The sequence below is a fragment of the Nitrospira sp. genome (assembly GCA_016715825.1).
In the GTDB taxonomy this organism is placed as follows: Bacteria; Nitrospirota; Nitrospiria; order Nitrospirales; family Nitrospiraceae; genus Nitrospira_D.
Window position 1 is genome coordinate 815,939 of sequence record JADJXO010000001.1, and the last position, 20,129, is coordinate 836,067.

Here is a 20,129-nt window from a genome sequence, read left to right on the forward strand (position 1 = left end):
GTCATGTTTCAAGTTTCTGGTTTCGAGTTTCAACATGACATGAAACCTTCAACTTCAAACGTGAAACAAATGCTTTGCGAAATACGAGGAACGTCATGCTGAGTGAGATTGAACGCCGCGAGCTTGAAGATGCTGTGAAGCATTATCCTGATAAACGAGGGGCTACCATCGATGCGCTGCTGACCATCCAACGACGACGTGGCTGGATCTCGGATGACACGCTTCTCGAGATTGCCCAATTTCTTGAGATCACGGTCGAGGATGTGGATAGCGTGGCCACGTTCTACAACCTCGTCTTTCGCAAACCTGTCGGTCGGCATGTCGCTTTCGTGTGCGACAGTATTAGTTGTTGGATCAAGGGGTGTGAACAAGTTCAGGAGCAGATCAAAACACTCTATCAAGCGGATCTCGGACAGACATCACCAGACGGACGTTTCACCGTCTTGCCGATCGCCTGCTTGGGACACTGCGAACGGGCACCAGCCCTGATGATCGATCAGGATGTATACGGCGACGTCACGCCTGAAAAGATTGAACAGATCGTGGAGAAATACAAATAGAGAAGGCCTGAGGTTGGAGGCTGGAGATTAGAAGGTGAGGCTGTTCACTTAACTCTCTGCCTCGAACCTCAAACCGGTTTCACCATGGAACGACCACTTACTCAACATATTCATCCGGATGGGACGACGCGCACATTGCGTGAGTACGTCACAACGGGTGGGTATCGCAGCGTTCAACGGCTCTCCAGCGAGCTGGCTCCCAAGGACCTGCAGCGGCTGGTGACCGATGCCGGATTGCGCGGCAGGGGCGGGGGTGGGTTTCTGACTGGTACGAAGTGGAGCTTCGTACCGATGGGTGTCGACGCGCCGAAACCCAAGTATCTCGTTGCCAATGGCGATGAGATGGAACCGGGGACATTTAAGGATCGTGTCCTGATGGAGGGCGATCCTCATGGCCTGGTCGAAGGCATGATCCTCGCCGGCTATGCCATTGACGCGGAGGTTGGCTACATCTTTCTGCGTGGGGAATACCATCTGCCGGCCCAACGACTGACCGAAGCCATTGCGGAGGCCTACGCAGCCGGGTATTTGGGTAAACCTCTTCCTGGAACGCCATTTCGCTTTGACCTCCACCTTCATGCCAGCGCCGGCCGGTATATTTGTGGCGAAGAAACTGCGTTGATTAATGCGCTGGAAGGCAAACGAGCAGTGCCCCGCGCAAAGCCTCCCTTTCCGCAGACGGTCGGCTTATGGGGGAAACCGACGGTCGTGCAGAACGTCGAGACCCTCTACAACATCCCACATATCGTCAATCAAGGATCTGACTGGTATCACCGATTGAGTCGGACTCAAGACGGTGGCACGAAGATCTACGGTATCAGCGGCCGCGTCGCCAATCCGGGATGGTGGGAATTGCCGCTCGGCACCACTGTGCGCGAGGTCCTCGAACGATATGCCGGAGGGATGGCTGATGGCGTACGCTTTCGAGGCTTGTTGCCAGGGGGTATCTCCACGGCATTTATGACTGAAGAACACTTGGATCTCCCCTTAGATTTCTCGTCGATCCCGCCAGAGGTCGGTCGTCTTGGCACCGCCACGATGATCGTATTAGACGATCACACCTGTCCCGTGGGGTTTGTGTTGAATCTCGAAAAGTTCTTTGCCCGAGAATCTTGCGGCTGGTGTACGCCTTGTCGGGAAGGGTTGCCGTGGGTCGCGAGAATCTTAATGTCCTTCGAGGACGGTCGCGCGACCAAGGAGGATCTGTCGTTGCTTGAGATGCATACCAAGTGGCTTGCTCCCGGACATACCTTCTGTGGTCTTGCACCAGGAGCCATGGCGCCGTTGCAGTCGGCTTTAAAATATTTTCACGACGACTTCGAGCGCCACATCACGACCGGTGGATGTCCCTGGAGCAAGAAGTCGTCACAACACAGGATCGTGGTCTAGCCCATGGCAACCATTATCGTCGATAACAAGTCGTATACGGTGGATGAACAACAGAATGTGCTCGCCGCCTGTCTGGGACATGGGCTGAACGTGCCCTATTTCTGCTGGCATCCGGCCATGGGATCGGTCGGAGCCTGCCGCCAGTGTGCGGTCAAACAGTTCAAAGACGATCGAGATCAGTCTGGTCGACTGGTGATGTCCTGCATGACACCCGCGACGAACGGCACGCGGATCTCGATCGATGATCCGGAGGCCAAGGCCTTTCGCGCAGCAGTCATCGAATGGCTGATGGTGAACCATCCACACGACTGCCCAGTCTGTGATGAAGGAGGGGAGTGTCATTTACAAGACATGACGGTCATGACCGGGCATGTCTACCGGCGCTACCGCTATCAAAAACGGACCCATCGTAATCAGACTCTCGGCCCATTTATTCGGCACGAGATGAATCGGTGCATTCAATGTTACCGCTGCGTCCGATACTACCGAGACTATGCCGGTGGACGTGACCTCAACGTGTTTGGTTCGCATGACGCCGTCTACTTCGGCCGGGAACAGGATGGCACGCTGGAGAACGAATTCAGCGGAAATCTAGTGGAGGTCTGTCCGACCGGAGTCTTCACGGACAAAACTTTCTTTCATCACTACACGAGGAAATGGGATCTACAAGCCGCCCAATCGATCTGTCCACATTGTAGCCTTGGGTGCAATACCACCGCCGGTGAACGATCTGGGACTCTGCGTCGGATCACCAATCGGTTCAACAGTCAGGTGAACGGCTACTTTTTGTGTGATCGGGGGCGGTTTGGGTATGAGTATGTCAATAGCTCGCATCGCATCAAGCGGGCCGTGGTGAGGCCGGAACGTCGCCCATCCCAGTTAGGAACGACGGAAGGAGTACCGCAGCCTCTCGAGTTCGCGGCGGACTCTGTACGACAGGCTCGTGGGATTGTGGGCATTGGGTCGCCTCGCGCGTCGCTCGAGGCCAATGTGGCCCTGCGATCTTTGGTTGGCCCGCAGCACTTTTATCAGGGGATCGATGAGCAGGAACGCCGACTTCTCTCGACGATACTCAAGGTCCTTCAGACTGGACCGGTGCCGTCGGCGTCGATTCACGATGCCGAACAGTCGGATGCCGTCTTCGTTCTTGGAGCGGATCTCTTGAACGAGGCGCCACGCTTGGCGCTGGCTCTTCTCCAGTCCATTCGGCAACAGCCGATGGAACAGGTCGATGCATTGAAGATTCCTCGATGGGATGAGGCGGCAGTGCGCAATGCGGTGCAAAACCGACGAGGCCCTCTGTTCCTCGCTGGGTATCAGCGTACGTGGTTTCATGAGTATGCCACTGACACCTACTTCGCCGCGCCGGATGATCTTGCTAGGTTGGGATTTGCCGTGGCTGGGTCGATCAGTCAAGAGGCACCCTCCGTTCCGGATCTCAGTCCAGAGGTCAAGGATCTCACACAGCGTATTGCTGAGGCCCTCACCCATGCCCAACGCCCACTGATCATTGCCGGAACGGAAAGCGGCTCCCACGCGACGATAGAGGCAGCAGCCAATGTGGCCTGGGCTCTGCATCAACAAGGAAAACAGCCACGACTCAGCTTTGTGCTTCCAGAGTGCAATAGCGCAGGCCTCGCCTTACTCGGTGGCGGAAGCTTGAATGACGCGTTCGATGCGATCCGTCGGGGGAAAGCCGATACCGTGATCGTGCTGGAGAACGACTTGTATCGGCGCGCGGATCAGGCACACGTCGATGCCTTCTTTGAGACGGCGCACACAGTTATTGCCATCGATTCGGTTGAGAATCGCACGACGGCGCATGCCGATGTGCTGCTTCCGGCTGCCACAGGTCCGGAATCCGATGGGACATTTGTCAATCAGGAAGGCCGAGCCCAACGATTCTACCAAGTGTTTGTCCCGGACGGTGACGTCAAAGAGAGCTGGCGGTGGCTGAGTGAGCTTGGCCGTGCAACGTCACAGGAGGGTGAGAGTGAATCCGGAGTGGAGACCTGGCGCAACTTCGACGATGCAGTCTCTGCAACGGCGATAGCGGCTCCCGAGCTAGCACGCATCGGAGAGGTCGCCCCGTCAGCGAGTTTTCGTTTGGTGGGTCAAAAAGCTCCCAGACAATCTGAGCGATGCAGTGGACGTACGTCACTGATTTCTCATCTGACCATGCACGAACCGCCTCCTCCCGTTGATCATGATTCGCCGCTTGGATTTACGATGGAGGGATATCGAGGACCGCTTCCTTCACCGCTGATTTCCCAATTCTGGGCGCCTGGCTGGAATTCTATCCAGGCTGTGAATACGTATCAAGACGAAGTCGGTGGGCCATTGCGCGATGAAATGCCTGGAGTCCGGCTCATCGAACCAGTTGCCACGAAGACCTCTGGTTGGTTCACCACCATTCCACTCGCGTTTCAGGCACCCGCTCATCAATGGTTGCTGCTGCCTCTATCCGCCGTCTTTGGAAGCGACGAACTCAGCAACCGATCTCCGGCGATTGCCGAACGGATCGGCAAGCCGTTCCTCTCCTTGCATCCATCAGATGGTGCGCGGTTGACCCTTGAAGACCACAGCACGATCGATCTGGTGCTGCAGGACATGACGTACCGCCTTGTTGTGCACCTCGATCCTTCCATACCTGTGGGGACGGCAGGTCTCTCCCTTGTGCCAGAGGTATCTGGCGTCAGCGTGCCGGCTTGGGTTGATCTGTTAAAGGCAATCCAGACTGAACACAAGCGGAGGGCTGCATGATCGATTGGAGCCACACCGCCCTCACTATCGCCGTCATGCTTGGCAGCTGCCTGACCTTGGCCGGGATGCTGATCTGGGTCGAACGGCGACTGCTCGGAGTATGGCAAGAACGATACGGCCCCAACCGTCTGGGGCCAGGCGGGTGCCTGCAATCACTGGCGGATATGATCAAGATCTTTACGAAAGAAGACTGGATTCCGCCCTTCGCTGATAAGGCGGTATTTGTTATTACGCCGGCCATCGTCGTGATCACGGCACTTATGTCGTTCGCCGTGATACCGATTGCGCCTACCTTCGTGGTCGCCGATCTCAATGTGGGCGTCCTGTTCTTTTTGGCCATGTCGAGCCTTGCCGCCTACAGTGTCATCATCGGGGGATGGGCGTCCAACAACAAATTCGCGTTTCTCGGCAGCCTTCGGGCGATCGCGCAATTGTTGAGCTACGAAGTCTTCATGGGATTGTCGCTGATGGGCGCGGTGCTGTTGGCAGGATCCTTCAACCTCAGTGACATTGTGGAGGCGCAACGGCATCAATGGTTTGTGATCCCTCAGTTCTTGGGGTTTCTTGGGTTTTTCATGGCGGGACTGGCTGAAGCACACCGCACCCCGTTCGATATGCCTGAGGCGGAAGCAGAGCTCGTGGCCGGCTACCACTCCGAGTACAGCGGGATGAAATTTGGGATGTTCTTTGTCGGTGAATACCTGAGCATCCTCCTCCTTTCAGCGATGACGGTCATTCTATTCTTCGGTGGCTGGCACGGCCCCTGGCTGCCGCCGGTGGTGTGGTTTGCCGTGAAGATGTTCGGCTTCATCGCCTTGATCATCCTGATTCGTGCGGCCTGGCCTCGATTCCGTTTTGATCAGCTTCTGTCATTCGGGTGGAAGGTCGTAATGCCACTCGCGTTGATCAATCTGTTGGTGACGGGCGGGGTGGTGTTGTGGAGAGCAGGATAGCAGGGATGCACAATGCGGCAGTGAGCTCGGATCGGATGTGATGCAAAGGGGAATCATCCCTGCAGAACGGCTGTACGTATGATGAACACATGGTTATACGCCCGGAATCTCATCGTGGGGCTATGGATCGTCTTTAAACGGACCTTCACGAAGCCGGTGACGGTTCAGTATCCGGAAGAGCAACCCTATTTGCCGCCGCGTTGGCGTGGACGCATCGTCCTCACCAGAGATCCCGACGGTGAAGAGCGGTGTGTGGCCTGTTACCTCTGCTCAGCCGCCTGTCCTGTCGATTGTATTTCGCTTCAGGCTGCGGACAATCCAGAAGCGCACGACCGTCGCTATCCGGCGTTCTTCCGGATCAACTTTTCGCGCTGCATTTACTGTGGCATGTGCGAGGAAGCCTGTCCGACCAATGCGATCCAGCTGATTCCGGATTTTGAACAGAGTGAATATGCACGGCGGAACCTGGTGTATGAGAAAGAAGACCTCCTTATCAGCGGGACCGGTAAGTATCACGACTACAATTTTTATCGAATGGCCGGCGTCAGGACTCGCGACAAAGACAAGGGACAAGGTGAACACGAACTTCCACCGGTGGATGTGAAGAGTTTGATGCCATGAGAGGGATGTGACGCGTCGATCTGAAACTGATGCCGTTTCGGTTTCGGTTTCTCGTCTAAGAGCACGAAACAACCGGAAACAGTTCTTTCAAGAGAGACACACGTCGAGGTAGGTAAGCCATGGAAGTTTTATTCTATATCGCTGCCGCGGTGACTGTCTTGGCGACGCTACGCGTGATCACGCATGTGCATGCGGTCCACGCGCTGCTCTATCTGGTCGTGGCACTGATCGCGTTATCCCTGATTTTCTATTTACTTGGTGCACAGTTTGCCGCCGCGCTGGAAATCATCATTTACGGTGGTGCCATCATGGTGCTGTTCATTTTTGTCGTGATGCTCCTAGGGCCACTCGCGGTTGAACAGGAACGGACGTGGTTCTCACCCACCGCATGGGTAGGGCCTAGTATCCTAGCCCTAGTCCTTCTGGGAGAAGTGGGATATCTCATTGCTTCCGGGGACCATCCCACGATGGCAGTCGCAGAACCGACGCAGAAAGCGATCTCTATCGCCCTCTACGGACCCTATATCATTGGGGTGGAATTGGCGTCCATGCTGTTGTTGCCAGGGTTGATCGGCGCCTATCACTTAGGGCGCCGTCTCTCAAGTGAGGCCCGTTCATGTTGAGTACGCCTGCACTGGTATTGGCCATCATGTTGTTTGGTCTCGGATTGATCGGCTTATTGAGTCGGCGAAACATCCTGTACATGCTCCTCTCGCTCGAAATCATGTTGAATGCTGCCGCGCTTGCGTTCATTGCCGGAGGGGCTCGTTGGGGACAAGTCGATGGGGAGATTATGTTCCTGTTCATCCTCACGCTGGCAGCAGCTGAAGTGTCCGTGGCACTGGGGATCGTACTGCAGCTGTCCTACCGGTTCCGGACATTGGACGCTGATGCATTCTGCGAAATGAAAGGGTAACCAATGTGAGCGATCAAGTGAAGAACGAAAGCGCTTCTTGTTTCGCGTTTCTGGTTTCATGGTGCGATTTGTCCGGCTTGAAACATGAAACTTGTCACGCGAAACGTGTTCTGGTTGGTTTCACGAAGAACGAGAGACGAGATGATTAGCGTACTGTGGCTCATTCCCGTTCTCCCGCTCGCAGGATTTCTGCTGTTGGTCCTCTGTGGCGCACGGTTGAGCCGACAGCAGATCGCGTGGGTTGGGTGCGGATCGGTTGGGGCAGCCGCCGTGACGACCGCGCTGGTCGCCACAGACTTTTTCAGCCTCTTTCCCGCCCGCGAGTCCTATCAGCAAACATTGTGGGATTGGATCGACACGTCTGGAATGACGGTCGGCATCTCCTGGTATCTGGATGCGCTCTCACTCTTGATGGTGGCGGTGATCACCGGCATCGGTTTCTTGATCCATCTGTACTCCGCTGAATACATGGCTCACGATGATGATTACGCCAGATTTTTTGCCTACATGAATCTGTTTGTGGCCGCCATGCTGACGCTGGTGTTGGCCGACAATCTCCTTCTGCTCTATCTGGGCTGGGAAGGGGTCGGGCTCTGCAGCTATCTGTTGATCGGATTTTGGTATCGCGAACCCGAATACGGCACAGCCGCGCAGAAGGCCTTCATTGTGACTCGCATCGGAGATACGGCGTTTGCCATCGGGCTGTTTATCCTCTTCACGCAATTCCAAACCTTATCGATTCAACAGGTCCAGAGTTTGGCGATGGAGGCCTGGCCAGTGGGTGCAAATCTGGCCATGATCGTCGCGGCGCTCTTTTTGATCGGTGCGGTCGGCAAGTCGGCGCAGTTGCCTCTTCAAGTGTGGTTGCCCGACGCGATGGCAGGCCCCACTCCGGTCAGTGCGCTGATCCATGCGGCCACGATGGTGACAGCAGGGGTCTACCTCATTGCCCGCATGCATCATCTGTTTGAGCTCGCGCCGATGGTGCAAGAGGGTATTGCAGTGCTTGGCCTCGTGACGTTGCTGCTGGCAGCCACCAGCGCCTTGGTGCAGCACGATATTAAGCGGGTGCTCGCCTATTCGACGATGAGCCAGATCGGCTACATGTTTCTGGCACTCGGCGTGGGAGCCTGGTCTGCTGCGCTCTTTCATTTTTTCACTCATTCCTGCTTCAAAGCCTTACTCTTCCTGGCGGCTGGATCGGTCATTCACAGCCTCCACCATGAGCAGAACATCTTCAAGATGGGTGGACTCCGGCGGCATTTGCCCTGGACCTTTTGGACATTCTTAATCGGAGCCGCCGCAATGTCCGGTGTTCCCCTCATCACATCCGGGTTTTACAGCAAAGATTGGATCCTATGGTCGGTCTGGTCTTCACCCCTCAGTCATCGGTGGATCTGGTTTGGTGCGCTACTCGGGACCATGCTGACCGGGCTCTATAGTTTCCGGCTGATCTTTCGGGTCTTTTTCGGAGAGGTTCGTACACAACCGACCGGCGAATCAGGTCTGGCCATGCGCCTGCCTCTGGTGGTGCTGGCGTTCTTGGCGCTCACCGTCGGTTTTCTGGAGATGCCCCATACACTTGGGCATGTCACTCTGTTTAGCCAGTACCTGTCCCATGCGCTCCCAACAATAGAGCTCCTTCCTGGGATGGATGAATCGAGCGAGGCCCGCGAACAGTTGGCTGTCACCGTCGCGGCACTGCTCGGGATCGGCCTGGCCGCGCTCCTGTTCCTGCCCGGCTCCCTCTTTGGTGCGCGAGGGACAGATCAATCCACGTCTCACCCTTCGGTAACCTTGCTGCAAGGAGGGTGGGGGTTCGATCGACTCTATGATCGTCTGTTCGTGCAGCCCTGGTTTGCTGTAACCAAAAATTCTAGTGATATGGTCGATCGCGGGTACGAGTGGCTGGCCGTCTGCGCCGAGTCCTGTCATGGCTGGTTGAGTTACACCCAGACGGGGCAGGTCCGGTGGTATGCCGCCACCATTGCAGTCGGAACGCTGATGTTACTTGGTCTGTTTGCGATGTGACGGCTATGGCTCTCTGGCTACTCATACTCATCCCAATTCTCGCGGCACCCATAGCATGGATGGGACAGCAATGGTCTCGTCACGCCCCTCGTTGGATCGTCCTCGGAGCGTTAGCGATTGATTTCATGCTGTCGATTCTGCTCGGAGGACAACATTCCGCAGTACAGGCCTCAGGACATGGGGCATGGCTTGTGGAACATCACACCAGTTGGATTCCCCGTTGGGGCATCAGTCTCCATCTTGGCCTCGATGGACTGAGCGTCGTCCTTATTCTCTTGACGGTCTTCGTCGGGATCGTGGCCACGATCGCCTCCTGGACAGACATCCAGAGTCGCGTCGGATTGTTTCACTGTCACGTCCTGCTGGCCCTGGGCGGTGTCATCGGGGTGTTCTTGGCCATCGACCTGTTTCTGTTTTTCTTCTTTTGGGAGCTCATGCTCATCCCCATGTATCTCCTGATCGTCATCTGGGGCCATGCACAGCGCCGGCATGCCTCGTTCAAGTTCTTTCTCTTTACGCAGGCCGGGAGCTTGGTGCTGCTCGTTGCGATTGTGGCGCTCGCACTCCTGCATCAACAGGCCACTGGGCGACCGAGTTTCGACTATGGCGACCTGATGGGACTGACTCTGAGCAGTGAGACGGCTCGGTGGCTCATGCTGGCATTTCTCATCGGGTTTCTCGTGAAACTGCCGGCCCCTCCCTTTCATACGTGGCTACCCGATACCTACGCAGAAGCTCCCACCGGGGCCACGATCATCCTCGCCGGGATCTTAGCGAAGACGGGCGCCTATGGTTTGTTGCGATTCACGCTTCCATTGTTTCCCGAAGCCCTGAGCGAGTTCGCGCCCATCGCCATGGGACTCGGTGTGGTTGGGATTCTCTATGCAGCGGTATTGGCCTGTGCCCAAACCGATATCAAACGACTGGTGGCCTACAGCAGCATCAGCCACATGGGGTTCATCCTGCTCGGCGCCTTCGCCGGCACGGAGCTGGCGTTGCAGGGGGTGATGATGCAGATGGTAGCGCATGGGCTGAGTACTGCTGGCCTCTTCCTGCTGGCCGGTGCACTTGAGGAGCGGTATCAGACGAGGGACATGGGCCAGATGGGAGGACTCTGGAGCGTGATGCCACGTCTTGCCACGATGGCGCTGTTCTTTGCCTGCGCGTCATTGGGGTTGCCGGGTCTGGCAAATTTTATCGGTGAGTTCCTCGTGCTATTTGGCTCCTATGCGGCTCAACCGGTCATGATCATTCTGGCATCCCTCGGCATGGTGATGGCAGCCATCTATGCTTTGGGTATGATGCAACGCACGTTCTTTGGCCGACAACAAGACACCCGTACAGCCCCGGACCTGTCGAATGTCGCATTTGGAACCCTACTGTTCATCGCAGGCCTGCAGATCTGGCTGGGGTTCTATCCGAAGGCCCTGTTGACCACGACGAAGCCGGTTATGGAACAACTGGTCCAGCATGTACAGGTGTCTGCGAATCCGACTCACATGCCATCAGCATCCCTGCTCTCGTCCCACATCGTGACCTCGCAGGGGAGTACCCGATGATCCTCCAAGATTTCATCGCGCTTTCGCCCATTCTGGATCTCGGGGCCTTCTGCCTCGTGACGATGCTCGCGATTGCCTTCAGACGGAATCATGCAAGGATTGCAGTCTGTGCGTTTCTGTCGTGCCTATTCACCCTCGCGACGTTGCCCTGGGCAGCCACGGCGGCGCCACGAGCCGTGACAACCTTGCTGGTCGTGGATGGACATGCCTTGTTGTATATGGGGCTCATATTGAGTGCGACGATGGTCATCATTGCCCTGTCGTACCGATATCTGAACAGTCAGTTTCATGAGCAAGAAGGGGTCGAGGAATATTACCTGCTCCTACTATTGGCCACGTTCGGGGGATTGGTCCTGACGACAGCTGCGCACTTCGTCTCATTTTTTCTCGGATTCGAACTCCTTGGGCTGTCTCTCTGCAGTCTGATCGGGTATTTACGAACTCGACGAAATCCGCTCGAAGCCGCGGTGAAGTACCTGCTGCTCTCCATCACGGCATCCGCATTCCTCCTGTTTGGCCTGGCCTTGCTGTATTTCGAAAGCGGGGCCATGACCTTCCACGAGATTGGAGTGAGTGTGAAACAGTGGCAGACGGTCCCAGCACTGTGGTTGGGAGGATTGATCCTGGTCCTGGTCGGCATCGCATTGAAGCTCGGGCTGGCGCCGTTTCACATGTGGGTTCCCGATGTGTATCAGGGAGCACCGACTCCCATCACGACATACATCGCGACGGTCTCCAAGGCAGCGGTCATGGCACTGCTACTCCGCCTTGCCACTGAGGTCGGGATATTGGAACTGCCACCCGTTGTGCATCTGTTCAGTCTTCTGGCTGTTGTCTCGATGGTCACCGGGAATGTGCTGGCGCTCTTGCAAGAGAATGTCAAACGTCTCCTGGCCTATTCGTCGATTGCCCACTTCGGCTACGTGCTCGTGGCCTTGCTGGCCGGTGGCCCTCCCGCTGCGGAAGCAGTCACCTTCTATGTGATCGTCTATTGTGCCATGTCGTTAGGGGCCTTTGGTGTGGTGACGGTGTACTCGAGTGAGGGAGGGGAGAAGGACCGTGTCGAGGACTATCAAGGCCTGTTTTGGACTCGCCCTTGGATCGCGGGCATGTTGGCACTGAGCCTGTTGTCGTTGGCCGGCATCCCAGTGACGGCGGGATTCATCGGGAAATTTTATGCGATCACGGCTGGTGTTGATGCCGGCCTGTGGTGGCTGGTGTTGGCGCTGATTGGGAACAGCGTCGTGAGTCTCTACTATTACCTTCGATTGTTCGTGACCCTGTTCGGTGAGGCAGCAGCACCGGCAACACTTCCTCAACAGGAGACGCCGCAGCGGTCAGAGTTCGTCAGTTGGACGGCCGTATGCTCGCTCGGATTTGTCGCATCGATCATCCTCGTACTAGGAGTCTATCCAGAACCGCTGATTGAGCTTGTCCGTGAATCCGTGAGTAACCTCCTCACGGTGGCCACACAGAGACCGTGAACAAGTACTCGCGCCATTGGCGGGGGTTGCATGAGCGGAACAAGAGCGTAGAGTCTCACGCATAGCCGCCGACTTCTGTCGCCGGTTCAGCACCAGCTATGCCTTTGACGAGCCGACATTGCCTGTTGGCAGCAGCGGCAATCTCAGCTCCTCCAAGAATCCATTGTGCGTGTCCCGCGCCTTCTGGATATCTTTCTCGATCTCCACCAGTGCCTTGTTCGTCGCTGCCAGATCAATCTCCGCCTCACCCACCGCTGTGCTGATGTAGCGGGAAATGTTGAGGTTGAAGTCACTCTTCTCGATCTCGGCCATTTCCACCCGGCGGGCGTAGCGGGGTTCTTCCGTGCGGTTCTTGTAGGTATCGATGATTTTCTGGATGTGCTCCGGCTTGAGCTGGTTCTGGCGCTTACCTTTTACGAAGTGCTCGGCGGCGTTGATGAAGAGCACGTCGTCCGGCTTCTTGCATTTCTTGAGCACGAGGATGCAGACCGGAATGCCGGTGGAGTAGAAGAGATTGGCGGGCAGGCCGATGACGGTGTCGATGTGGCCGTCCTTGAGCAGTTTGGTACGAATCTTCTCTTCAGCTCCGCCACGGAAGAGCACGCCGTGGGGCAGGATGATTCGCCATCACACCTTCATCTTTCAGGAAATGGAAGCCGTGCAGCAGGAAGGCAAAGTCGGCGGCTGATTTTGGGGCCAGGCCGTAGTTCGTGAAGCGCACGTCTTTACCCATGGCCTCGGAGGGCTCCCACCGTAGGCTGAATGGCGGATTGGCGACGATGGCATCGAACGCGGGTTTCTTGGCGGGGTTCAAGTCCTTCAGCATGTCCCAATCGTTCTTTAGGCTGTCGCCGTGGAAGATTTCGAACTCCGTGTCCTTCACCCCGTGCAGCAGCATGTTCATGCGGGCCAGGTTGTAAGTGGTAATGTTCTTTTCCTGCCCGAAAATCTTTCCGATCGTGCCGCCCGCGTCCTTGATGCGGTGGCGCACATTGAGCAGCAGGGAGCCAGAGCCGCAGGCCATGTCCAGCACGCTCTCCAGCCGCTTCTTGGTGCCTGTCCTCGGTTCCTGACTGTCTAGCGTCACGATGGCGGAGAGCACGTTGGAAATCTGCTGCGGGGTGTAGAACTCCCCCGCTTTCTTGCCCGCCCCGGCGGCAAACTGACCGATCAGGTATTCATAGGCATCGCCTAGCACATCCACCTCGGTGGAAAACTCGGCCAGCCCTTCGGCGATCTTCTGGATGATGGTGCAGAGCTTGGCGTTGCGGTCGCTGTAGGTCTTGCCCAGCTTGGAGGAGCCGAGGTCGATGCCCGAGAACAGGTCGTGGAAGGTGTTCTCAAAGGATTCCGTCTCAATGTATTTGAAGCCCGCTTGCAGCGTGTTCAGCAGCTCCGCGTTCTGGATGCGGGCCATGTTGGCAATGCTGGCCCAGAGGTGCTGCGGCTGGATAACGTAGTGCGTCTTGCGGCGCATCTGTTTCTCGAACGCTACGATGTCGTCCGGGTTGTTGGCATACCAGAGCGCGAGCGGCACCTGGCAAGCGTCTCCCTTAGTATCGGGATAATCCTTCCCCAGCTCCTTCTTTGCCGCCGTCTCGTAGTTGTCCGAGAGGTACCGCAGAAAGAGGAAGGAGAGCATGTAGTCGCGGAAGTCATCCGCATCCATGGCCCCGCGCAGTTGATCGGCGATGCTCCACAGCGTGTTGCCCAGTTGCTTGTGATTGGTGTCGGTCATAAAAATCAGTGGTCGAAGCTTGCTGCCGCCTCACGCAGCGCCTGCGCCGAGATTCGGGTGAGTTTGCCATCTTTCACGACGATGAGATTCGTACCGGTCTGGATGGCAGTCTTCCGGGCAGCTTCGGCGGCGCGGCGCATGGCCGCGGTGGAGGCGCGGAGGTCGGCGTCTTTGGCTTCCTGGATGTTTTTCATAGTCATTAGTTCTCCCCCCATTCGAGCAGGATCGGACTTTCACCCACATTATCATAGTGTGCCCAGGCATCCACAGCGGCCTTGTAGGCCTCGTGGAAGTGACGCAGTCCTGCAGCGAACCGCCGCCGGATCACTCGTTCCGGGATGTCATGCCCGCCTTGCCGCACCCGCTCCGCCACGCGGGCAATTGCCGCATCTGCATCCGGCAGCGCGAGAAAGAACAGGCTTACGTGATAGCCCTGCTCCCGCCACTGCCTGATGTGGGACAGATAACTCAGCCCAGCGAGGGTCGTCTCAAAGGCAAAGCTTTCTCCGCGTTGAACGCAGGCGGCGATCTCCTCCAGCATCAGGCGTCCGGCCTTGAGCGCCGCGGTTTCTGGGGCGAACGGTGCCAGTCCCGCCGCGATCAGGTCTGCATTGATGAAACGCGGACATTGTGCTTCCTCCGGGAGGAACGAACGCGCAAAGGTTGTTTTTCCTGCGCCGTTGGGGCCGGCGATGATGATGATCTTTTTGCTCATCCCGCCACCTCCTCCGGGGATGGGAAAAGCTGCTGCATCAGCCCGCGCTTGTGGCGCTTGAGGGCTTCGAACTTTTGCGTTTCGGCGGTGATCAGGGTATCGAGGCTGCTCAGGCAGTTGGCGATGCGGTGTTGTTCGGGGACAGAAGGCAACATGAGTCCGATCTTTTGGATTCCGATCAGGTTCATTCCTGCCTTTGCGCCATTATCAGTTGATGCGCGGAAAAGCCGTTGGGATTCTTCCGAGGCGAGGAAGTAGGCAACGAACTTGCCACACAATTGGCCCTCTACGAAGCGCACCAGTGCGATATGCTGGTTGATGTAGGCGGGCGACGGGACACTTTTGTCCACGTAACCAACAATGCCGATATCAGCCGTGATGGAAATAAGCACGTCATGTTCCTTTAGCTGTGTGCGAACTCCTTCATTCGCGCCCGGTGGCAGTTGGACGAATTTCGAGTCGGTCAGATCCAAGTAAATGGAGTCTCGCCAGAGGTTTGTAATGCGGACGAACAACTCGCCCTTGTCGGCGTAGAACGCCGCCCACCCCCGCGAGCCGCTAGTAACAAATGGGTTCAATTCACCAATCGTTGTTCTCTCCCACTCCCCAGCGTTTTTGAATTCGGGGAGGCGGAGGCGGGGTTGGGTTTCGCCTTCGCGGGGGAAAAGCTGCTGCATCAGCCCTTTTCTATGGGTCTTGAGCGCGTCCACTTTCCGCGCTTGCGCCGCAATCACCTCGTCCACCGAACTCAGGCACTCGGCGATTTTGTGTTGCTCGGCTTGGGAGGACGGTGCGTTGATCTGGTATTCCTCCAGCATTGGCAGCCGTATGTAGCTCATGGCGCTTATTTGCACCTGCGCCAGCAAATCAGGCCGCAAATTCGCACTTAGTACTGAATAGAGATATGGGACAAAGATTCCTTTGAAGTCGGTCAAGACGTAGGTCCGCTGATAAGCCTCAAACTTGCCGTTGTAGTAGCTCGTTTGTCCCACGTTGGCGTTTCCGGCGATTAGGATCGCCTCCGCATCAAACGAATAGTTGTGGCTATAGATGTGTTTTTCCGCGCAGGTAAAAAACGGGTAAGCACCATCTACCGCGCCTTCGTTGGCATCTTTCTTCCCTGTCCGAATGCGGCACAAACCGCCGAGAGACTTCTGCTGCCACCCCTCCACCCCCCGAAACTCCGGAAACCGCAGCTTCGGCACCAGCGCGGGCTTGGCATCTTCCTTCGTGTCCGTGGTTTTCTTCTTACTGCTCATACGCGCTGAGTCCTGAGATGTCGCGGCCGTGGGCACGTTTCGTGAGAAGTGGGTGCAAATCCGCCATGATGGCGAGTTCGGCATGGGTGCGGGCTTTCCACCCGAGGTCGAGCGGGGCGAAGAGGTCGCCGAGCTGTTCGGCATCGAAGATCATGCGCTCAAAAATGCCGTCCACGAAGCTTTGCAGGATGTCGGTGGCGAGGCCGTGTTTCGCGGCGATGGCGGCGAGTTCCTTGGCGTTCTTCTCCGCCTTGAAGCGGGTGTAGCCCTTGCGGATGACGGTCTCAGAGAGGCCCTCGCCCGCCTTGAGCGTGGCGATATAGGCGGCGATGTCCTCGCGCTCGTCCATGAACTTGGCGTCCGCGCTGATGAGGCCGATGAGCTGCTCGCGGGTCATCTTCGATTTGCTCGGCCCCTTGGCGGAGAACTTGGCGATGAGGCCCATGATGTAGTCGTAATCAATGACGGCGGAGGCGAAGAGGACAAACTCGAAATCGAGCTGTTCGGCGTCGCCGGTGCCGGGCTGGTCAGTGCCTTTGCCCTTGCCCTGCTGCGCTTTCAGGCGCTGGGCGGTTTCCAGATAGGCACCCTTGAAGCCGCGGTGCTGTTCGTTCGACAGCACCTGCTCGATGGCGGTTTTGTTCTCCTCGGTGAGGTCGGTGTATTGGTCGAGCTGGGTCTTGAGGCGCTGGACTTCCTTGAAGCGCTCGATGAAGCAGGCGCGGGCGGCATCGCCCTTGAGGTTCGGCACGGCCTCGGGGGAGGTGGCCAGGCCCTGCGACTTCATGAAGCTGTCGAGCTGCTGCACGGCGGCCTCCAGCTTCCGGATGACCACGGGGGCCTTGTCCACCAGCCAGATTTCCCGCGCCTGCTCGCCGGTCTTCTCGCCGGAGAAGAGGGCGATGGCGGCATCCACCTCGGCCTGCTGCTGGCGGAAGTCGAGGATGTTGCCGTAGGGCTTGGTAGCGTTGAGCACGCGGTTCGTGCGGGAGAAGGCCTGGATGAGGCCGTGGTGCTTGAGATTTTTGTCCACGTAGAGCGTGTTCAGGTATTTGGAATCGAAGCCGGTGAGCAGCATGTCCACCACGATGGTGATGTCGATCTTCTGCGCGGGGGGGTAGTCGGCATTGGGCCACTGCTGGTCCTTGATGCGCTTCTGCACGTCCTGGTAGTAGAGGTCGAACTCGCCGAGCGTGTGGTTGGTGCCGTAGCGGGCGTTGTAGTCGGCGAGGATGCTTTTCAGCGCCTCCTTCTTCTTTTCCGGCTCGACTTCGTTGTCCGCCTTTTCCGTTGGCAGGTCTTCTTGAATCTGCTGCACATCCTTGTCCCCTTCGGCGGGGGGAGAGAAGACGCAGGCGATGTTCAGCGGCTTAAAGTCAGAGTCGGCGGTCCGTTTCTCGTCCTGTACGGTCTTGAACAGGCCGTGGTATTCGATGGCGTCGTTGATAGACGCGGTGGCGAGGAGGGCATTGAAGCGGCGTCCCGCGGTGGCGGCGTCGTGCTTGGCGAGGATGGCCTCGATGACGGCGCGTTTGGCGATGGCTTCGCCGGGCTTCGGCGGCTTCTTGCCCGCCTCTTCCTTGGGCTTGAAGTAGTCCACATGGAAGCGCAGGACGTTCCCGTCCTCGATGGCGTGGGTGATGGTATAGGCGTGAAGTTGCTTCTGGAAGAGGTCCTCCGTGGTCCTCATCGACGCTTGCGTGTCCTCGATCTTCTGCAAGCTGGCGTTGGCCTCGAAGATGGGCGTGCCGGTGAAGCCGAAGAGCTGGGCCTTGGGGAAGAACGCTTTGATGGCCTTGTGATTCTCGCCGAACTGAGAACGGTGGCATTCGTCGAAGATGAAGACGATGCGTTTGTCCCGCAGCGGCTCCAATAGCTCGTTGTAAGTGGGTTGATCGTTCTTTTTCCGCTGCTTGTTGCGCGTGCTGTCTTCATCCAGCGCGAGGCCGAGCTTCTGGATTGTGGTGACGATGACCTTGTCCGCATAGTCCTCGGAGCGCAGACGGCGGACGAGGGCGGCGGTGTTGGTGTTTTCCTCGACGCAGCCTTCTTGAAAGCGGTTGAACTCCTCGCGGGTCTGGCGGTCGAGGTCCTTGCGGTCCACGACGAAGAGGCACTTGTGGATGTGGTCGTTGAGCTTGAGCAGCGTGGAGGCCTTGAAGGAGGTGAGCGTCTTGCCGCTGCCGGTGGTGTGCCAGATGTAGCCGTTCCCCGCGTCGTCCTCGATGCACTTCACGATCTGCTGCACGGCATAGACCTGGTAGGGCCGCATGATCATGAGCTTCTGCTCGCTCTGGATCAGCACCATGTAGCGGCTGATGGTCTTGCCGAGGGCGCACTTCATGAGGAAGCCGACCGCGAAGTCGTCGAGATGCGTGATCTTCTTGTTTGCCTCGTCGGCGAACTCATAGACAGGCAGAAAGCGCTCGTCGGCGTTGAAAGCGAAGTGGCGGGCGTTGTTGTTGGCGAAGTAGTAGGTGCGGTCGCGGTTGCTGACGATGAAGAGCTGGAGGAAGCAGAGCAGCGTCCGGGTGTAGCCGTTGCCGGGGTCGTTCTTGTAGTCGACGATCTGCTCCATGGCCCGGCGCGGGCTGATGCCGAGCGTCTTCAGCTCGATCTGCACGCAGGGCACGCCGTTGATGAGCAGGATGACATCGTAGCGGTGGTGGCTGTTGTCCGTGTTGATGCGGAGCTGGTTGACGACCTCGAAGGTGTTCTTGCACCAGTCCTTGAGGTTGACGAGGGAGTAGTTCAACGGCGTGCCGTCATCGCGGGTGAACGCGTTGATCTCCCGCAGGGTCTTGGCGGCGGTGAAGACATCGACGGTGACGATCTCGTCGAGGAGTCGGGCGAACTCGGCGTCTGTCAGGCGGACGCGGTTCAAGGCCTCGAACTTTTCGCGGAAATTCTTTTCCAACGAGGCTCGGTCGGTGATGTCCGAGCGGTAGTCATATTTCAGGCCCTGCAGCGTGCCGATGAAGCCGTATTCGATCGTGTCCTCGCGGAGGACGGAGGAAGAGGCGTCGGCGGGCGGGTACTTGCTGTCAGAGGAACTATGCATGGTCGTCGCCTCTTAACATGACGCGCGCCTCGGCGAATTGCAGGAAAATCCACCCGGGGATGGGGCCAGAGTAAGCGCGGAACTGGTCAACGGACCTTTCCGCAACACTTCCATTTCGAAATATTCGGTGAAGGTATACCGCACCATCGCCCACACAATAGCGCATTCCCACAGGACTCGCCAGTCTTCGGCCTGACGTTGCAGCTCACCCGCGCCTGCTAGAGAAACGGGGATAGACAGGTTTCCCAGATGGGCGAAGATCTATGTCGCATCCATTGCGTGGCGGCCCTGAGCGCACGAGGATGAGCTGCATGGTTTGACAACAGCGGCTTCTTGCATAGGCGAGTGAACTGAAAAGAGGCTAAGGCAGATCAGTTCATCGGAACGATTGAGGCGGAGACTTCGTTCGGCAGCAAGAGCGTGACCATCGCCTGATTCTGCTCGCCCGGTTGGATCAGGGCGAACAAGGGCACCGGCTGCGGTACGCCACCCGGCGGGAGCGCGAGCATGGCCGGGAAATCAATCAATGGCGAAAGCGAGGCCTGACTCGCTAAGCGGAGACGAAATGCCATCAATACGTCACGTAATCGTGACGCTTTCGTTTCATCTGAAAGTGTCACGTCGGGAGCGATGCCGACTTCCCACAAGGGTTTCGTAATGGTGATGGGAAAGCTCATGCCCAGCTTCTGGGCATCCGCGGTGACATCAATAAGGACACCGGCTTGAATCGCTTGTTCCCTTGTCTCGAGCAACCCTTTCAGGAGCTGGCCAACCTTCTGCTCAGAAATGTCTTCTGCCTTTAGATTATCCTCAAGCTTTGGTGCTTCGTCTCCTGACAGGGAAACGATCGGCGTAACCGTTTCCTCCCCCTCATCCAGTGCTGTATCAGGTACCACCGGTGACTCCTCTGGGGGAGTAGGAAGGGCACGCAGCAACCCCTCATAGACCTTTTGGGCCGATGCGGACCAAGCTGGATTAAATGGCCGGCCGGCGAATGCAGCCTCAGCCGCTTTTCGTTCATCGTGGGTGAGTATTTTGGCGGTCTCTTTCATATCCATGGTGCATAGATAATCCGGCATA

Annotated in this window: 15 protein-coding genes and 1 pseudogene; 10 read left to right on the forward strand and 6 right to left on the reverse strand. The window is 57.3% G+C overall.

Annotated features, from left to right (window positions below; translation table 11 throughout):
• Positions 1 to 95 precede the first annotated feature (95 nt).
• From nuoE to IPM58_04060, 10 genes are all read left to right on the forward strand, one after another.
• A complete protein-coding gene (gene nuoE / locus IPM58_04015; protein ID MBK9306256.1) occupies positions 96 to 560 on the forward strand; it encodes an NADH-quinone oxidoreductase subunit NuoE in 465 nt (154 codons plus the stop codon).
• An 84-nt stretch (positions 561 to 644) separates the two neighbouring features.
• Positions 645 to 1,949 carry an SLBB domain-containing protein gene (locus tag IPM58_04020; GenBank protein ID MBK9306257.1) on the forward strand — a complete coding sequence of 435 codons (1,305 nt, stop codon included), beginning with the start codon at positions 645 to 647 and terminating at the stop codon, positions 1,947 to 1,949.
• A 3-nt stretch (positions 1,950 to 1,952) separates the two neighbouring features.
• Positions 1,953 to 4,712, forward strand: coding sequence for an NADH-quinone oxidoreductase subunit NuoG (gene nuoG / locus IPM58_04025; protein ID MBK9306258.1), 2,760 nt, complete (start codon positions 1,953 to 1,955; stop codon positions 4,710 to 4,712).
• Entirely contained in the window at positions 4,712 to 5,665 is a 954-nt protein-coding gene (gene nuoH, locus IPM58_04030) for an NADH-quinone oxidoreductase subunit NuoH (GenBank protein ID MBK9306259.1), read from the forward strand. Before nuoG ends, nuoH begins: the two co-directional genes overlap by 1 nt.
• A 78-nt stretch (positions 5,666 to 5,743) precedes the next feature.
• Entirely contained in the window at positions 5,744 to 6,286 is a 543-nt protein-coding gene (nuoI, locus tag IPM58_04035) for an NADH-quinone oxidoreductase subunit NuoI (GenBank protein MBK9306260.1), read from the forward strand.
• A 119-nt stretch (positions 6,287 to 6,405) separates the two neighbouring features.
• Positions 6,406 to 6,909, forward strand: a complete 504-nt coding sequence (gene nuoJ, locus IPM58_04040) for an NADH-quinone oxidoreductase subunit J (protein ID MBK9306261.1) — start codon at positions 6,406 to 6,408, stop codon at positions 6,907 to 6,909.
• Positions 6,903 to 7,202 carry an NADH-quinone oxidoreductase subunit NuoK gene (gene nuoK, locus IPM58_04045; protein MBK9306262.1) on the forward strand — a complete coding sequence of 100 codons (300 nt, stop codon included), beginning with the start codon at positions 6,903 to 6,905 and terminating at the stop codon, positions 7,200 to 7,202. The genes nuoJ and nuoK overlap by 7 nt, the downstream gene beginning before the upstream one ends.
• A gap of 141 nt (positions 7,203 to 7,343) precedes the next feature.
• Positions 7,344 to 9,233, forward strand: a complete 1,890-nt coding sequence (nuoL, locus tag IPM58_04050; GenBank protein ID MBK9306263.1) for an NADH-quinone oxidoreductase subunit L — start codon at positions 7,344 to 7,346, stop codon at positions 9,231 to 9,233.
• Positions 9,234 to 9,238: 5 nt separating this feature from the next.
• Positions 9,239 to 10,792 (forward strand): NADH-quinone oxidoreductase subunit M, encoded by a 1,554-nt coding sequence (locus IPM58_04055; GenBank protein MBK9306264.1) that lies wholly within the window; start codon positions 9,239 to 9,241, stop codon positions 10,790 to 10,792.
• Complete coding sequence (locus tag IPM58_04060) at positions 10,789 to 12,276, forward strand: NADH-quinone oxidoreductase subunit N (GenBank protein MBK9306265.1); 1,488 nt, start codon at positions 10,789 to 10,791, stop codon at positions 12,274 to 12,276. The genes IPM58_04055 and IPM58_04060 overlap by 4 nt, the downstream gene beginning before the upstream one ends.
• Before the next feature lie 96 nt (positions 12,277 to 12,372).
• Here IPM58_04060 and IPM58_04065 read toward each other — a convergent pair.
• The 6 genes and pseudogenes from IPM58_04065 to IPM58_04090 all read right to left on the reverse strand — a co-directional run bounded on the left by IPM58_04065 (position 12,373) and on the right by IPM58_04090 (position 20,107).
• Positions 12,373 to 14,014, reverse strand: a pseudogene (locus IPM58_04065) (type I restriction-modification system subunit M).
• A gap of 5 nt (positions 14,015 to 14,019) precedes the next feature.
• On the reverse strand, positions 14,020 to 14,214 hold the full coding sequence (locus IPM58_04070) for a hypothetical protein (GenBank protein ID MBK9306266.1): 195 nt from the start codon (positions 14,212 to 14,214) through the stop codon (positions 14,020 to 14,022).
• Positions 14,214 to 14,729, reverse strand: a complete 516-nt coding sequence (locus IPM58_04075) for a zeta toxin family protein (GenBank protein ID MBK9306267.1) — start codon at positions 14,727 to 14,729, stop codon at positions 14,214 to 14,216. The genes IPM58_04070 and IPM58_04075 overlap by 1 nt, the downstream gene beginning before the upstream one ends.
• Complete coding sequence (locus tag IPM58_04080) at positions 14,726 to 15,988, reverse strand: restriction endonuclease subunit S (protein ID MBK9306268.1); 1,263 nt, start codon at positions 15,986 to 15,988, stop codon at positions 14,726 to 14,728. The genes IPM58_04075 and IPM58_04080 overlap by 4 nt, the downstream gene beginning before the upstream one ends.
• Positions 15,978 to 19,049 carry a type I restriction endonuclease subunit R gene (locus tag IPM58_04085; protein MBK9306269.1) on the reverse strand — a complete coding sequence of 1,024 codons (3,072 nt, stop codon included), beginning with the start codon at positions 19,047 to 19,049 and terminating at the stop codon, positions 15,978 to 15,980. The genes IPM58_04080 and IPM58_04085 overlap by 11 nt, the downstream gene beginning before the upstream one ends.
• A gap of 371 nt (positions 19,050 to 19,420) precedes the next feature.
• The gene (locus tag IPM58_04090) at positions 19,421 to 20,107 is read right to left on the reverse strand and encodes a hypothetical protein (GenBank protein MBK9306270.1); all 687 of its coding nucleotides are present in this window, start codon (positions 20,105 to 20,107) and stop codon (positions 19,421 to 19,423) included.
• Positions 20,108 to 20,129: the final 22 nt, after the last annotated feature.

Bases quoted from the DNA above. Each gene is read 5' to 3' on its own strand.
- nuoE (MBK9306256.1), top strand. From the start codon at position 96: ATGCTGAGTGAGATTGAACGCCGCGAGCTTGAAGATGCTGTGAAGCAT.
- IPM58_04020 (MBK9306257.1), top strand. From the start codon at position 645: ATGGAACGACCACTTACTCAACATATTCATCCGGATGGGACGACGCGC.
- nuoG (MBK9306258.1), top strand. From the start codon at position 1,953: ATGGCAACCATTATCGTCGATAACAAGTCGTATACGGTGGATGAACAA.
- nuoI (MBK9306260.1), top strand. From the start codon at position 5,744: ATGATGAACACATGGTTATACGCCCGGAATCTCATCGTGGGGCTATGG.
- nuoJ (MBK9306261.1), top strand. From the start codon at position 6,406: ATGGAAGTTTTATTCTATATCGCTGCCGCGGTGACTGTCTTGGCGACG.
- nuoK (MBK9306262.1), top strand. From the start codon at position 6,903: ATGTTGAGTACGCCTGCACTGGTATTGGCCATCATGTTGTTTGGTCTC.
- nuoL (MBK9306263.1), top strand. From the start codon at position 7,344: ATGATTAGCGTACTGTGGCTCATTCCCGTTCTCCCGCTCGCAGGATTT.
- IPM58_04055 (MBK9306264.1), top strand. From the start codon at position 9,239: ATGGCTCTCTGGCTACTCATACTCATCCCAATTCTCGCGGCACCCATA.
- IPM58_04060 (MBK9306265.1), top strand. From the start codon at position 10,789: ATGATCCTCCAAGATTTCATCGCGCTTTCGCCCATTCTGGATCTCGGG.
- IPM58_04070 (MBK9306266.1), bottom strand. From the start codon at position 14,214: ATGACTATGAAAAACATCCAGGAAGCCAAAGACGCCGACCTCCGCGCC.
- IPM58_04075 (MBK9306267.1), bottom strand. From the start codon at position 14,729: ATGAGCAAAAAGATCATCATCATCGCCGGCCCCAACGGCGCAGGAAAA.
- IPM58_04080 (MBK9306268.1), bottom strand. From the start codon at position 15,988: ATGAGCAGTAAGAAGAAAACCACGGACACGAAGGAAGATGCCAAGCCC.
- IPM58_04085 (MBK9306269.1), bottom strand. From the start codon at position 19,049: ATGCATAGTTCCTCTGACAGCAAGTACCCGCCCGCCGACGCCTCTTCC.
- IPM58_04090 (MBK9306270.1), bottom strand. From the start codon at position 20,107: ATGGATATGAAAGAGACCGCCAAAATACTCACCCACGATGAACGAAAA.